Here is a 14,702-nt window from a genome sequence, read left to right as displayed (position 1 = left end):
CCGTCCCACTCACCACCACAACACCCGGAGACATCCCGATGAATCAGCCGAGAAAAGGTTTCCACAGACACGCATTGGCGGCCGCCGTCGTGCTGGCGCTGGCTGGTGCCGCCCAGGCGCAGCTGAGTACCTCGACCCTCAAGGGCCAGGTCAACACGGGTGCCAGCGCCGCCCAGGCCGGTGTGCCGGTGGTGGCGCTCAGCAAGGACAACGGCAACACCTACCGCACCACCACGCGCGCCGACGGCAGCTATGTGCTCAGCGGCCTGGCTCCGGGCCGCTACGAGATCCAGGTCGGCGGTCAGGGTGGCAACGAGGTCACACTGCAAGTGGGCGAGACCGCCTCGCTGGACCTGAGCGCCGTCGGCGCGGGTCAGCAGGTCACCATTGTCGGCAGTGCCAACCGCCAGGCGGTGAAGGACTCGCAGGTCGGCACCCTGGTGTCGCGCCGCATGATCGAGGCCCTGCCGCAGACCACGCGCAACTTTCTTAGCTCGGCCGATCTGGCGCCGGGCGTGGCCTTCAACTCCGACGGCAACGGCAACACCAGCATCCAGGCCGGCTCGCAGAACTTTGACCACGTCAACGTCTTCATCGACGGCGTGGGTCAGAAGAACAACATCCTGCGCGGCGGCCTGACCGGCCAGGACAGCTCGCGCGGCAACCCCTTCCCGCAGTCGGCGATCGCCGAGTACAAGGTCCTCACGCAGAACTACAAGGCCGAGTTCGATCAGGTCAGCAGCGCGGCCGTCACCGCCATCACCAAGTCGGGCACCAACGACCTGCATGGCGAGGTCTACATCGACCGCACCGGCACGTCGATGCGCGCCATGACCCCCTTCGAGCAGGCCAATGAAGCGGCCGGCGTGCCGCTGCCGGCCTCGTCGAAGTCCGAGTATGGCTTCAGCCTGGGCGGACCGATCAAGCGTGACCAGGTGCATTTCTTTGTCGCCTACGACGGCAAGACCATCGACGACTCGCGCCAGTTCGTGCCGCAGAACCTCGACAAGTACCCGGACGCGGGGGTGATCTCGGCGCTCAAGGCCGCCCAGGGCAGCCAGGTCAACCGCTTCCGCGAGCACCTGCTGTTCGGCAAGATCGACGCCCAGGTCGATGACGAGAACAAGCTGACGCTGAGCATGAAGCTGCGCCGCGAGTCCGACCTGCTGCCCGAGGACAAGCGCCTGAGCGCCCCGGACAACATGAAGGATCGCAGTAACGACTCGACCAACGTCGACCTCAAGCACGAGTGGGCGCGCGGTGACTGGCTCAGCGAGGCCCGTGTGGGCTACGAGGACTACAACTGGAACCCGCATTCCAACGCCACCTCGCCCTTCATCAAGTACAAGTATTCGCCCACCGACCGCATCAACAACACCAGCGACATCGCCTTCGTCGGCGGCTCGCCCGATGCGCAGGATCGCGGCCAGAAGGGTCTGTTCGTCAGCGAGGACCTGACCTGGACCGGCCTCAGCGGCCATGTCGTCAAGGGCGGCGTCAAGCTGAAGAACATGAAGTACAGCCTGTCGGGCACGGCCTTCAGCGTGGACACGGTCGAGACGGTGGTCAACACCACGACCGGCCTGCCCTACTACAACGGCAGCAGCTGCACCGGCACCAACGTCTCGGCCAGTGGCCTGGACAGCGACCAGTGCCACATCCGCGCCGCGATCCCCGGCGCCGACGTGTCCTTCAGCAACCGCCAGATGGGCCTGTACCTGCAGGACGACATCACCGTCACGAAGCAGCTGGAGCTGAACCTGGGCCTGCGCTGGGACTATGAGAGCAACATGCTCAACAACAGCTACGTGACGCCGGCTGACCGCGTGACGGCGCTGTACGCGCTGGATGGCCGCACCATCGGTGGCATCACAGCGCCCCCGGGGCAGACCTACGCGCAGTCGTTGGCCAAGGGCGGCATCAACATCGCCGACTACATCTCCACCGGCAGCTCGCGCAAGACCTTCAAGGGGGCCATCGCGCCGCGCCTGGGCGCCTCGTACGACGTCTTTGGCGACAAGGCCACGGTGCTCTTCGGCGGCTGGGGCCGCAGCTATGACCGCACGATGGCCAACCATGCGTTGGACGAGCTGCAGAAGAACAAGCAGGCGGGCGGCGAAATCTGGCTGATCCGCAACGAGTTCAAGATGCCCTACGCCGACCAGTTCAGCCTGGGCCTGCGCCAGGCCGTGGCCGACTGGAACACCGAGGTGACACTGAGCCGCATCGACGCCAAGAACCAGTTCATCTGGTTCGGCGGCAACCGCGACCCCAACGGCGGCTACGGCACCCAAAGCCCGATCGATCCGCTGTGGGGCGGCCCGAACGGATTCGGCACGCTGATCCTGGGCGACTTCGTCGGCGAGACCCGCACCACCGCGCTGCTGCTGAAGGCCGAGAAGCCCTACACGCGCAGCTCGGGCTGGGCAGCCAACATGGCCTACACCTACAGCGACGCCGAGACCACCAGCCGCGAGTGGAACAACGACATCTTTGACTGGACCTATGGCCGCAGCGGCGTGCGCGGCTGGAACCCCTCCACGCTGGTCGACCAGCACCGCCTGGTGCTGGCCGGCCTGACCGACCAGCTGCTGCCCTGGGGCATCACGCTGTCGGGCAAGATGACCTGGGGCAGCGGCAAGCCGCGGCGCATCACCAGCTGTGCCAACGGCTGGGACAAGTGCGTCTCGGTGGAGGGCGAGTCGCCCAGTTTCCGCCAGATCGACGTGGGCCTGGCCAAGGACTTCTCGCTGGGCATGGGCCAGGCCACGCTGCGGCTGGACGTGCTGAACCTGTTCAATGTCGTCAACTACGGCGGCTTCGACGACTGGGGCGGCGGTCCGGTCGCCCCGGGCGGCCAGAAGAACGCCGTGGGCGGCGACAACCTGAACCTGGGTAAGCCGAACGCGGTGCGTGGCGATCCACGCACCGTGCGGCTGGCGATCGGCTACAAGTTCTGACCGATCGCCGGGGCCGGCCGTGTGCCGGCCCCCTTGTCGTGCGAGACACTGCGCGGGTCGGGCCGATCCGCGTGGCGCTCGCGCTCATCCCGACCCTGGCCCTGTGACGATGCCCGCCTCTCCTTCCCTGACCCGCCGCCACCTGCTGGCCCTGGCGCCGGCCGGCCTGCTGCCGCTATCGGTTCAGGCCGCGTCCCCCTTTGGCGAGACCGACCTGCCCGCCAGCAACGACGTGTTGCTCGACGACCTGCTGGCCCGCACGATCGGCTACTTCTGGGACACCACCCACCCGGTCAGCGGCCTGGCGCCCGACCGCTCTCCGGGCAACCCGCGCATGGCCAGCACCGCGGCCACCGGCTTTGCCCTGGCGGTCTTCGTGGCGGCGGTGCAATCTGGCCTGCGCCCGCGCGAACAAGCGCTGGCCCGCTGCCTGACGGCCGCGCGCTTCCTGGCTCAGGCGCCGCAGGGCCCGCAGGCCAGCGGCGTGGCGGGCCACCGCGGCTTCTTCTACCATTTCATCGACATCGAGCGCGGCACCCGTTTCGCGCCGGGTGTCGAGCTCTCCAGCATCGACACCGCCTGGCTGCTGACCGGTCTGCTGACGGCGCAGGCCTTCTTCGACGGCGACCACGCCGACGAACGCGAACTGCGCCAGCGCGTGCAGGCGATCCACGAGCGCATCGACTGGCCCTGGATGCAGCAGCGCGGCGGCCTGATCTGCATGGGCTGGAACCCCGAGCGCGGCTTCGCCGACTTCATCGACTACCTCGGCTACGACGAAGCGACGATGATGTACCTGCTGGCGCTGGGATCGCCCACCCACCCCGCCGCGGCCTCGTCCTGGGACGACTACTGCCGCACCTACACCCGCGGCTGGGGCACCTTCATGGGCCAGACCCACCTGGGCGGCGCGCCGCTGTTCTGGCACCAGTTCAGCCACTGCTTCATCGACTTCCGCGGCCTGCAGGACCGCTTCATGCGCGACAAGGGCCTGGACTACTTCGAGAACAGCCGCCGCGCCACGTTGGCGCAGCGCGCCTATGCCGTGGCCAACCCGCAGGACTGGAACGACTACGGCGCCGACATCTGGGGCCTGACCGCCTGCGACGGTCCCGGCATGATCCAGGGCCCCGACCACCGCGGCCGCACACGTCAGTTCCACGACTACCGCGCCCGCGGCGCCGCCCTGGTCGGCACCTTCGACGACGGCACGCTGGCGCCGGCCGCCGGCCTGTCCAGCCTGCCCTTCGCGCCGGAGGTGGTGCTGCCGCTGCTGCGCGCGCTGCGGCAGCGCTTCGGCCGCGTGATCTACAACCACCACGGCTTTGTCGACAGCTTCAACACCAGCTTCCGGGCTGAGGGCGCCCAGCTGTCCGATGGTCGCACCGTGCCCGGCTTTGGCTGGACAGGCACGGACCACATCGGCATCGACCAGGGCTCGATCGCGCTGGCCGCCGCCAACCACCGCCATGGCGGCCTGTGGCGCGTGATGCGCGGCGAGCCCACGCTGCGCCGCGGCCTGCGGCGCGCCGGCTTCACCGGCGGCTGGCTGGGATGAGCCTGCGGCGGCGCCACCTGCTGCTGGCGGCCACGCCGCTGGCGGGCTGCGCGCGCCCGGGCGACGGCACGCTGCGCTTCTGGGCCATGGGCCGCGAGGGCGAGGTGGTGGCCGAGTTGCTGCAGGACTTCCGCACCGAGCACCCCGGGATCCGCCTGCGCATCGAGCAACTGCCCTGGAGTGCCGCGCACGAGAAGCTGCTCACCGCCTTTGCCGGCGACGCGACGCCCGATCTGGCCCAGCTGGGCAACACCTGGCTGCCCGAGTTCGCCGCGCTGGGCGCGCTGGAACCCTTGGCGCCGTGGCTGGCGCAGGCGCCCGAGATCGACCCCGCCGACCACTTCGACGGCATCTGGCGCACCAACCTGATCGACGGCACGCTCTACGGCCTGCCCTGGTATGTCGACACCCGGCTGCTGTTCTACCGCCGCGACCTGCTGGCCCAGGCCGGCTTTGACCACCCGCCCGCCGACTGGGCCGAGTGGCAGCGCATGCTGCGCGCCATCCGCCAGCGCGTGGGCCCCGCCAACTACGCGGTGCTGCTGCCGCTCAACGAGTACGACCCGATCGTGGCCCTGGGCCTGCAGCAAGACGAGCCGCTGCTGAGCGAGAACGCCACGCGTGGGCATTTCCGCAGCGCGGGTTTTCGCCGCGCCTGGGACTTCTTTGTGTCGATGTACCGCGAGCAGCTGGCGCCGCCGGCCAGCAACCAGGAGATCGCCAACCTCTGGAACGAGTTCGGCCGCGGCTACTTCAGCTTCTACATCAGCGGCCCCTGGCAGATCGGCGAGTTCCGCCGACGCCTGCCGCCCGCACTGCAGCGCAGCTGGGCCACCGCGCCACTGCCTGGCCCCGAGGGCACACGCGGCCCCGGCGCATCGATCGCCGGCGGCGCCAGCCTGGCGATGTTCCGCCGCTCGGCGCACAAGCCCGAGGCCTTCGCCGTGATGCGCTACCTGGCACGGCCCGAGGTGCAGCAGCGTTTCCATGCGATGACCGGCAACCTGCCACCGCGGCGCAGCGCCTGGGCCGGCGGCACACTGGCCACCGACGCTCCCACACAGGCCTTTCGCGCACAACTGGAGCATGTGCGCCCGGTGCCGCAGGTGCCCGAGTGGGAGCGCATTGCCACCGAGATCAAGCTGGTGCTGGAGCATGTGGTGCGCGGCACGATGGCGCCCGAGACCGCGCTGGCGGTGCTGGACGAGCGCGCCGACCGCCTGCTGGAGAAGCGCCGCTGGATGCTGGCGCGCCGCGGGGGCCGCGCATGAGGCTCAAGCCCTTGGACTGGGCCGGCTGGCTGTTCGTCGCCCCCGCGGTGATGGCGATCGCGGTGTTCTTCGCGTTGCCGGTGCTGGCCGCGCTGGCCCTGAGCTTCACCGACTTCGACATCTACGCACTGGCCTCGCTGGACAACCTGCGTTTCGCCGGCCTGGACAACTACAGCCGGCTGCTCACCACGCCGCTGTTCTGGCAGGCGCTGGGCAACACCTTGTTCTTTGTGGTGGTGGGTGTGCCGCTGTCGATCGGCGCATCACTCGGCGCGGCGCTGCTGCTGAACTCGCCGCTGGTGAAGGCACGGGCCTTTTTCCGCACCGCGCTGTTCGCACCGGTGGTGACCACGCTGGTGGCGGTGGCGGTGGTCTGGAAGTACCTGCTGCACACCCGCTACGGTCTGATCAACCACGGCCTGGCCTGGCTGGGCGTGGATGCCATCGACTGGCTGGGCAACCCCGCCACCGCCATGCCGGCGATCATGCTGATGTCGGTCTGGAAGAACTACGGCTACAACATGGTGATCCTGCTGGCCGGCCTGCAGGCCATCCCGAAGGAGCTGTACGAGGCCGCGCAGCTGGAAGGCGCCACCCGTTGGCAGCAGCTGCGCCACATCACGCTGCCGCAGCTGGCGCCGATGCTGCTGATGGTCAGCATCCTCACCATGGCCGGCCACTTCCAGCTCTTTGCCGAGCCCTACGTGATGACGCAGGGCGGGCCGGCGCAGCGCACCGTCACTGTGCTGTACTTCATGTACGAGGAGGGCTTCAAGTGGTGGAGCCTGGGCGCGGCCTCGGCCGTGGCCTTTGTGCTGTTCCTGCTGATGTTCGCGCTGACGCGGTTGCAACTGTGGGTGGCACGGCGGCAGGAGGGCGCGGCATGAACCGCCGAGCCGTCTCGTTGTTGCTGCACGCGGCGCTGATGTGCATCGCCGCGCTGACGCTGGCGCCGCTGGCCTGGATGGTGGCGGCCTCGCTGATGGTGCCGGGGGAGGCCAGTACCCTCCCCCCACCGCTGTGGCCCGCGCAGCCCACGCTGCAGCACTACCGCGCGCTGTTCAGCGGCGACGGCATCGGCCGGCCCTTCATCAACAGCCTGCTGCTGGCGCTGGGCGCCACCGCGCTGTCGCTGCTGTTCAACCTGAGCGCCGGCTATGCCTTTGCCAAGCTGCGCTTCCGCGGCCGCGACACGCTGTTCCGCGCGCTGCTGGGCGCGCTGGTGATCCCGGCGCAGGTGGCGATGCTGCCGCTCTTTCTGATGCTGAAGAACCTGGGCCTGGTCAACACCCTGGCCGGCGCGCTGGTGCCCTGGCTGGCCAGCGTGTTCGGCATCTTCCTGGTGCGCCAGTACGCGCTGGGCATCCCCGACGAGCTGATCGAGGCCGCGCGCCTGGACGGCGCCGGCGAGTGGCGCATCTTCCGCTCGGTGGTGCTGCCGCTGCTGGCGCCAGTGGTGGTGACGCTGGCCCTGCTGAGCTTCCTGGGCGCCTGGAACGACTTCATGTGGCCGCTGATCGTGCTGACCGACCGCGAGCTGCAGACGCTGCCGGTGGCGCTGGCCGGCCTGTCGCGCGAGCACGTGCAGGACACCGAGCTGATGATGGCCGGCGCGGTGCTGACCGTGCTGCCGGTGCTGGGCCTGTTCCTGGCGCTGCAGCGCTTCTACCTGCAGGGGCTGCTGATGGGCGGGGTCAAGCAATGAGGTGGGTAGCGCTGATCCTGCTGCTCGCGGCCAGCGCCGCGCAGGCCGCGACCACCCGCGTGCTGGACGACTTCCGTGACACCAGCGCCTGGCGCGCCGAGGCCTCGGACCAGGTGCGCGCCGCGCTGCGCCGCGACGCCCGTGGCGGCCTGTGCCTGGCCTACGATTTCAACGGCGTCTCCGGCTACGCGGTGGCCCGACGCGCCCTGCCGATCGACTGGCCGGCCCACCCCGCACTGGCGCTGCGCCTGCACGGCCGCGGTGGTGCCAACGACATCCAGCTGAAGTTCGTCGATGAGCGCGGCGAGAACGTCTGGTGGCACCGCCGTGCCAACACGCCGCCGCCGCAGCAGCCCGTCGAATGGCGCATCCCTGGCCGTGCCGTGTCATTCGCCTGGGGCCCCACGGCCGACAAGGCGCTGCGTCGCACCGCCCAGCTGGAGCTGGCCGTGGCCGCCGGCCGCGACGGCGGCCACGGCGAGGTCTGCCTGCAGCAGCTGAGCCTGACCGCGCAGGACCCACCCCCCGCCACCTGGCCCACGCCCACCGCCCGGGCCGACCGGGACAGGGCCGAGGCCGCTGCGCCCCTGGACGGCGACGCCGCCACCGCCTGGTCGCCCGGCCCCGGCCGCGCCCGGCTGCAGGTGGACTACGGCGCCGTGCGCGAACTCGATGGCGTGGCACTGCACTGGTGGCGTGGCGGCACGCAGCCGCGCACGCTGCGCCTGGAGGCCTCCGACGACGGCCGTCACTGGCGGCTGCTGCGCCGCGTCGACGGCGCCCAGGGCCCGATCGACACCCTGCACCTGCCCGACGAGCGCGCGCGCCACCTGCGCCTGGTGCAGCGCCAGGGCGGCGACGCGCTGGCCGAGCTGCAGCGCATCGAGCCCGGCGCCTGGCCCGACACCAACGCGGTCCTCAAGACCCGCGCGCTGGCGCTGCCGCGCGGCACGCTGCCCCGCGCGTTCCTGAACGAGCAGAGCTACTGGACCGTGGTGGGCGTCGATGGCGGCGGTGCGCGCTCCGGTCTGCTGGACGAGGACGGTGCGGCGGAGATCGGCGCCGGCGACGTCAGCCTCGTGCCCGCACTGCGCCTGGCTGATGGCACGCGCATCGACTGGGCCTCGGTGCAGGCCACACACACGCTGCGCGACGGCTTCCTGCCGATGCCCGCGGTGCATTGGCAGCACCCGCGCGCGCAGCTCACCATCGACGCCGCCGCCGACGGACCGGCACAGGCGCCGGTGATGTGGCTGCGCTACCGCGTGCAGGCGCCGCCCGACGCGCCGCTGACAGGCCATCTGCTGCTGGGCCTGCGCCCCTGGCAGGTCAATCCGCCGCAGCAGTTCCTCAACACCCCTGGCGGCGCCGTGCCGCTGCGCCGCCTGGCCTGGCGCGACGCGCAGTGGTGGGTGGACGGCCAGCCGCGTGTACGCGCGCTGCAAGCGCCAGATGCGGTGGAACTGCGCCCCTTTGACGCCGGTCTGGCCGAGGGCGACACGCCGAGCCGCGCCGCCGACGTGAACGACCCGCAGGCCAGCGCCTCCGGTGCGCTGCGCTACGCGCTGGACCTGGCGCCGGGCCAGGCCCGCACGATCGCGCTGGCCGTGCCGCTGGGCAGCGCGCACGCGCCCGTCGAGGCCATCTCCAGCCTGGACGCGCGCTTCGAGCGCATCGCCACCACCTGGCACCAGCGCCTGGGCGCCGTGGCGCTGCAGTTGCCCGCGCCCGCGCAGCGGGTGGCCAACAGCCTGCGCAGCGCCATCGCGCAGATCCTGATCAGCCGCGACGGCCCCGCGCTGCAGCCCGGCACACGCAGCTATGCGCGCAGCTGGATCCGCGACGGCGCGATGATGGTCGAAGGCCTGCTGCGGGCGGGCGAGGTGGGCGCCTCGCGCGACTTCGTCGACTGGTTCGGCGAGCGCCTCTTTGCCAATGGCAAGGTGCCCTGCTGCATCGACCGCCGCGGCGCCGACCCGGTGCCCGAGAACGACAGCCACGGCCAGTACCTGCATGCGGTGATGCTGGTGTGGCAACACACCGGCGACCGCGCCTTCCTGCAGCGCCACTGGCCGCGGGTGCAGCGCGTGGTGGCCTACATGGAGTCGCTGCGCCAGAGCGAGCGCAGCGAGGCCAACCGCGCCCCCGGCCGCGAGGCCTTCTTCGGCCTGATGCCGGCCTCGATCAGCCACGAGGGCTACTCCGAGAAGCCCATGCACTCGTACTGGGACAACTTCTGGGCACTGCGCGGCTACCGCGACGCGCCGCGGCTGGCCCGCGCGGTGGGCGACGAAGCCAGCGCCACCCGCTGGGCCGCCTGGCGCGACGAGTTCGCCAGCGAACTGCGCCTGTCGATCGCCCGGGCCATGCAGGCCAAAGGCATTGCCTACATCCCCGGCGCCGCGGAGTTGGGCGACTTCGACGCCACCTCCACCACCGTCGCGCTGAGCCCCGCCCAGGCCGACGACCTGCTGCCGCCCGACTGGCTGCAGGCCACCTTCGAGCGCTACTGGCAGGAGGCCGAGGCGCGCCGCCTGGGCCGGCGCGACTGGAAAGACTACACACCCTACGAGCTGCGCAGCGTCGGTGCGCTGCTGCGCCTGGGCCAGGGTGAGCGCGCCTGGCAGATGCTGGACTTCTTCTTCGCCGACCAGCGCCCCGCCGGCTGGAACCAGTGGGCCGAGGTGGTGATGCGCGACCCGCGCGCGGTGCATTTCCTGGGTGACATGCCGCACGCCTGGGTCAGCTCCGACTATCTGCGCAGCGCGCTCGATGCGCTGGCCTATGAGCGCGAGCGCGACCACAGCCTGGTGATCGGCGCGGGCCTGCGCACCGCCTGGCTGGGCGAGCCCTGGGCGGTGCGCGGCCTGCGCACGGCCTTCGGGCCGCTGGCCTGGTCGCTGACGCCGCAGGGCCGCGGCTGGACGCTGTCGGTCGACGCGCTGGCTCGGCCTCCTGCCGGCGGCCTGCACCTGCGCTGGCCTGAGGGCGCACCCTTGCCCATCGCCCGCGATGCCCAGGGCCGGGTGCTGCCCTGGCAGGCGCGCGAGCTGTCGCTGCCCGCGCCGCCGCTGACGATCACGCTGGAGCCCACCCCATGACCCTCACCCGACGCCAGTGGCTGCACGCCGGCCTGGCGGGCCTCACCCTGCCGCCGCTGGCGGCCTGCACCACCTTGAGCACCCCCACCCCGGGTCTGCACGCCCAGTCCGCCGACGTCCAGGTATTGGTTCGCGCACGCCTGCGCTACTGGCTGTACCTGCCGCGCGCCGTGGCCACCGAGCCCGGCCGCCGCTGGCCGGTGATGTTCTTCCTGCACGGCTCGGGCGAGCGCGGCAAGGACCTGCAGGCGGTGCGCGTCCACGGGCCGCTGAAGACGCTGGAGCGGCAGGACGATTTCCCCTTCATCGTCGTCGGCCCGCAGGCGGAGGCCGGCACCGCCTGGAACGCCCACCTGCTGCACGCGCTGCTGCAGCACCTGCTGCCCACGCTGCCCGCCGACCCAGACCGCGTGGTCTGCACCGGTCTGTCGATGGGCGGCTTTGGCACCTGGGCCTGGGCGGCCGAGTACCCGCAGGACCTGGCCGCGATCGCGCCCATCTGCGGCTACGGCGACGAGGACCGCGTCGACACGCTGAAGACCCTGCCGGTCTGGGCCTTCCACGGCGACGCCGATGACGCGGTGCCGATCGGCCCGCACCGCGCGCTGATCGCCGCGCTGCGGGCCGCCGGAGCCCAGCCACGCTTCACCGAGTACCCCGGCGTGGGCCACGACAGCTGGACCCGCGCCTACGACACCCCCGAACTGCTGAGCTGGCTGCTGGCCCAGCGCCGCCGCTGACCCCTGATGAGCGCTCCTCTCTGCACAGATCTGCGCGTCACCAGCCCGGCCGGGCTGGACTTCCTGTTCACCGCCCATGGCAGCCTGCGCCGCCTGCAGGCCCTGGGTCTGTCGGTCAACCAGCACGCCGCCAGCGTCCACGACGCCAGCCCCCACGGCCTGTGGTTGCGCCGCCTGGGCGGCGAGACACCGGACGTGATCCCGCTGCTCGGCCCGCACAGCGTCTCCAGCGTGCATGTCGATGCGCTGGGTCTGCATGCCCAGGGCCGCCAGGACGGCCTGGACTGGCGCGTGCACCTGGTGCCCTCGGCCAGCGACACCGCCTGGTTCTGGCATGTGGAGCTGCACAACGACGGTCCTCAGACACTGCAGCTCGATGCGCTGCATGCACTGGACCCCGGCCTGGCCCCCTGGGGCGCGGTGCGTACCAACGAGTACTACGTCAGCCACTATCTGGACCACCAGCCGCTGCAGCACTCGCGCCACGGCACCGTGCTGGCCACGCGGCAGAACCTGGCGGTGGAGGGCCGCCACCCCTGGCTGCTGCTGGGCTCGCTGCGGCGCAGCGTGGCCTGGGCCACTGACGGCCTGCAGTGGTGGGGCCGCGGCGCCCACGGCGACGCAGACGACGACGCCATGGCGCTGCGGCAAGGCCTGCCGGCGCAGCGCCTGCAGCATGAACACGCGCTGCTGGCGCTGCAGGACGAGGCGCTGACGCTGCCGCCAGGTGCGCGGGCGCAACTGGGGTTCTTCGCCCTGCTGCTGGCCGATCACCCGGCAGCGAGTGGCCCGGCCGACCTGGCCTGGGTGGAGACCGTGACGGCGATGGCCGAAGCCCACTGTCCGCCGGCGCCACCGGCCTGGCCGGCGACCGCCGCCGCGCCGCGCAGCCTCTTCAGCAGCGCCCCCGCGCTGGCCTGCCAGTCGCCCGACGACGCCACGCTGCAGGCCTGGGTGCCTGGCGAGCGGCGGCATGAGGAGCGCGACGCCGAGGGCCGTTTGCTCTCCGCATTCGTCGGGCCGCAGCACCTGGTGACCCCCGCCAAGGCGCGCCAGGTGCTGCGTCCGCACGGCCACCTGCTGCGCAGTGGCGACGCGCTCGAACCCGATGAGTCCGCACTGACCAGCACCTGCTGGATGGGCGGCGTGTTCCACTCGATGGTCACCCAGGGCCATGTGGGCATCAACCGCTGGCTGGGCACGGTACGCGGCTACCTGGGCCAGTTCCGCAGCCAGGGCCTGCGCCTGTTCGTCGAGACCGCTGGCGGCTGGCGCCTGCTGGACCAGCCCAGCGCCTTTGCGATGACGCCCGACAGCGCGCAGTGGTGGTACCGGCATGACGGCGGACTGATCGAGGTGCGCGCCGGCCTGCAGCACCGCCCGCATGCGCTGACGCTGGACTGGCGCGTGGCCGAGGGCGCGCCGCTGCGCGTGCTGCTGGCACTGCAGGTGGCGATCGACGGCGACGACTGTGTCGACGCCACCACACCGCGCTGGGCCCGTGACGGCAACGCTCTGCATGTGTTCACACGCCCGGGCACACCCTTGGGCGAGCGCTTCCCGCAGGGCCGCTTCACGCTGCGCGCCACGCCCGGCGCGGTGCTCGAAGCCATCGATGACGACCGCCTGCTGTTCAACAGCGGCCGCCCGCAGGGCACGCCCTGGCTGGCGCTGCGCTGCGCGCCCGCCAGGGCCGGTGGCTGCACCCTGCACGGGGGACTGGTCGAGGTGGCGCCCCCGGCTGCCGCCGCACTGCCCCCCAGCCCACTGGCCGACGTGAGCGCGCCGCCCGGCCAGGACCTGCCCCAGCGGCTGGCCACCATCCTGCCCTGGTTCCAGCACAACGCGCTGGTGCACTTCCTGGCACCGCGTGGGCTGGAGCAGTTCAGCGGCGGCGGCTGGGGCACGCGCGATGTCTGCCAGGGGCCGGTCGAGCTGCTGCTGGCGCTGCAGCGCACGGCGCCGGTGCGTGATCTGCTGCGCCAGGTCTTCAGCGCCCAGGACCGCAGCGGCGACTGGCCGCAGTGGTTCATGTTCTTCGCGCGCGAACGGGAGATCCGCGCCGGCGACTCGCACGGCGACATCGTCTACTGGCCGCTGCTGGCGCTGGGCCAGTACCTGATCGCCAGCGGCGACCACGCCCTGCTGGACGAGCCGCTGCCCTACCACCAGGACGGTATTACGGAAACGCTGTGGCAGCACGTCCAGCGCGCACTGGCCATCACCGAAGCCCGCGTACTGCCCGGCACGCTGCTGGCGGCCTACGGCCATGGTGACTGGAACGACGCACTGCAGCCCGCCGACCCCGCGCTGCGCGAGCACCTGTGCAGCAGCTGGACCGTCACCCTCCACCACCAGGTGCTCACCACGCTGTCGCGCGCGCTGCGGCAGGCCGACCGTCCCGAGGCCGCGGCGCTGGCCGAGCGCGCCCAGGCGGTGCGCGAACAGTTCCGCCAGCAGCTGATCGCCGACGGCCAGATCGCCGGCTACCTGCTGCGCCCGCCCGGCCAGCCGCCCGAGTGGCTGCTGCACCCGCGCGATGCGCGCACCGGCGTGCGCCACAGCCTGCTGCCGATGATGCACGCCATCCTCAACGACCTGCTGACGCCCGAGGAGGCGCGCCACCATGTGGCGCTGATCCGCCAGCATCTGATGGGCCCCGACGGCGCCCGCCTGTTCGACGCCCCGCTGCCCTACCGTGGCGGCCCACAGACGCTGTTCCAGCGGGCCGAGAGCAGCAGCTACTTCGGCCGCGAGATCGGCCTGATGTACACCCACGCCCACCTGCGCTGGGCCGAGGCCCTGGCCCACCTGGGCGAGGCCGAGGCCTTCGCCGAGGCCCTGGGCCTGGCCACCCCCGTGGCCCTGCAGCAGCGCCTGGCCAGCGCCGCCCCGCGCCAGGCCAACTGCTACTACAGCAGCAGCGACGCGCTGTTCAGCGATCGCTACCAAGCCCAGGACCACTACGAGCGCATCGCCCGCGGCGAGGTGCCGCTGGAGGGCGGCTGGCGCGTCTACTCCAGCGGCGCGGGCATCGCGCTGTCACTGGTGATCCGCCAGTTCCTGGGCATCCGCCTGGAGCACGATGCGGTGGTGATCGACCCGGTGATGCCGGCGGCGATGGATGGGTTGGAGGTGACGCTGGTCCTGGGTCCACAAACGCTGACCGTGCGCTACCGGGTGGGGGCTGCCGGGGCTGGGGTCCACGGTGTGAGCGTGGAGGGGCGGCCGATCGGCTTCACCCGTCGCCGCCATGCTTACCGCTCAGGCGCTGCAGTCATCGCTCGCCCGGACTGGGAGGCGGCCACAGGCGGTGGTGGCTCGGTGCAGGTGGTGCTGGGTTGATCGGCACCGCCCCGGCCAGGCG

The 14,702-nt window shown here is 71.5% G+C and carries 8 protein-coding genes; all 8 read left to right on the top strand.

Features of this window, described 5'->3' with window-relative positions:
* Positions 1-74: 74 nt before the first annotated feature.
* A complete protein-coding gene (locus tag KAK06_RS01480) occupies positions 75-2,960 on the top strand; it encodes a TonB-dependent receptor (protein ID WP_210799938.1) in 2,886 nt (961 codons plus the stop codon).
* A gap of 109 nt (positions 2,961-3,069) precedes the next feature.
* Positions 3,070-4,518 carry a glucoamylase family protein gene (locus tag KAK06_RS01475; RefSeq protein WP_210799937.1) on the top strand — a complete coding sequence of 483 codons (1,449 nt, stop codon included), beginning with the start codon at positions 3,070-3,072 and terminating at the stop codon, positions 4,516-4,518.
* Positions 4,515-5,789, top strand: a complete 1,275-nt coding sequence (locus KAK06_RS01470) for a sugar ABC transporter substrate-binding protein (protein ID WP_210799936.1) — start codon at positions 4,515-4,517, stop codon at positions 5,787-5,789. The genes KAK06_RS01475 and KAK06_RS01470 overlap by 4 nt, the downstream gene beginning before the upstream one ends.
* Positions 5,786-6,676, top strand: a complete 891-nt coding sequence (locus KAK06_RS01465) for a carbohydrate ABC transporter permease (RefSeq protein ID WP_210799935.1) — start codon at positions 5,786-5,788, stop codon at positions 6,674-6,676. The genes KAK06_RS01470 and KAK06_RS01465 overlap by 4 nt, the downstream gene beginning before the upstream one ends.
* Entirely contained in the window at positions 6,673-7,494 is an 822-nt protein-coding gene (locus tag KAK06_RS01460; protein ID WP_210799934.1) for a carbohydrate ABC transporter permease, read from the top strand. The genes KAK06_RS01465 and KAK06_RS01460 overlap by 4 nt, the downstream gene beginning before the upstream one ends.
* Complete coding sequence (locus KAK06_RS01455; protein WP_210799933.1) at positions 7,491-10,595, top strand: discoidin domain-containing protein; 3,105 nt, start codon at positions 7,491-7,493, stop codon at positions 10,593-10,595. Before KAK06_RS01460 ends, KAK06_RS01455 begins: the two co-directional genes overlap by 4 nt.
* Complete coding sequence (locus KAK06_RS01450; protein WP_210799932.1) at positions 10,592-11,335, top strand: carboxylesterase family protein; 744 nt, start codon at positions 10,592-10,594, stop codon at positions 11,333-11,335. The genes KAK06_RS01455 and KAK06_RS01450 overlap by 4 nt, the downstream gene beginning before the upstream one ends.
* Before the next feature lie 6 nt (positions 11,336-11,341).
* The gene (locus KAK06_RS01445) at positions 11,342-14,680 is read left to right on the top strand and encodes a GH36-type glycosyl hydrolase domain-containing protein (protein WP_210799930.1); all 3,339 of its coding nucleotides are present in this window, start codon (positions 11,342-11,344) and stop codon (positions 14,678-14,680) included.
* The last annotated feature ends 22 nt before the right edge of the window (positions 14,681-14,702 follow it).

The organism is Ideonella aquatica (genome assembly GCF_018069755.1).
In the GTDB taxonomy this organism is placed as follows: domain Bacteria; phylum Pseudomonadota; class Gammaproteobacteria; order Burkholderiales; family Burkholderiaceae_C; genus Ideonella; species Ideonella aquatica.
Note: the sequence above shows the minus strand (reverse complement) of the source record. Positions and strands in the feature narration are given on the sequence as shown.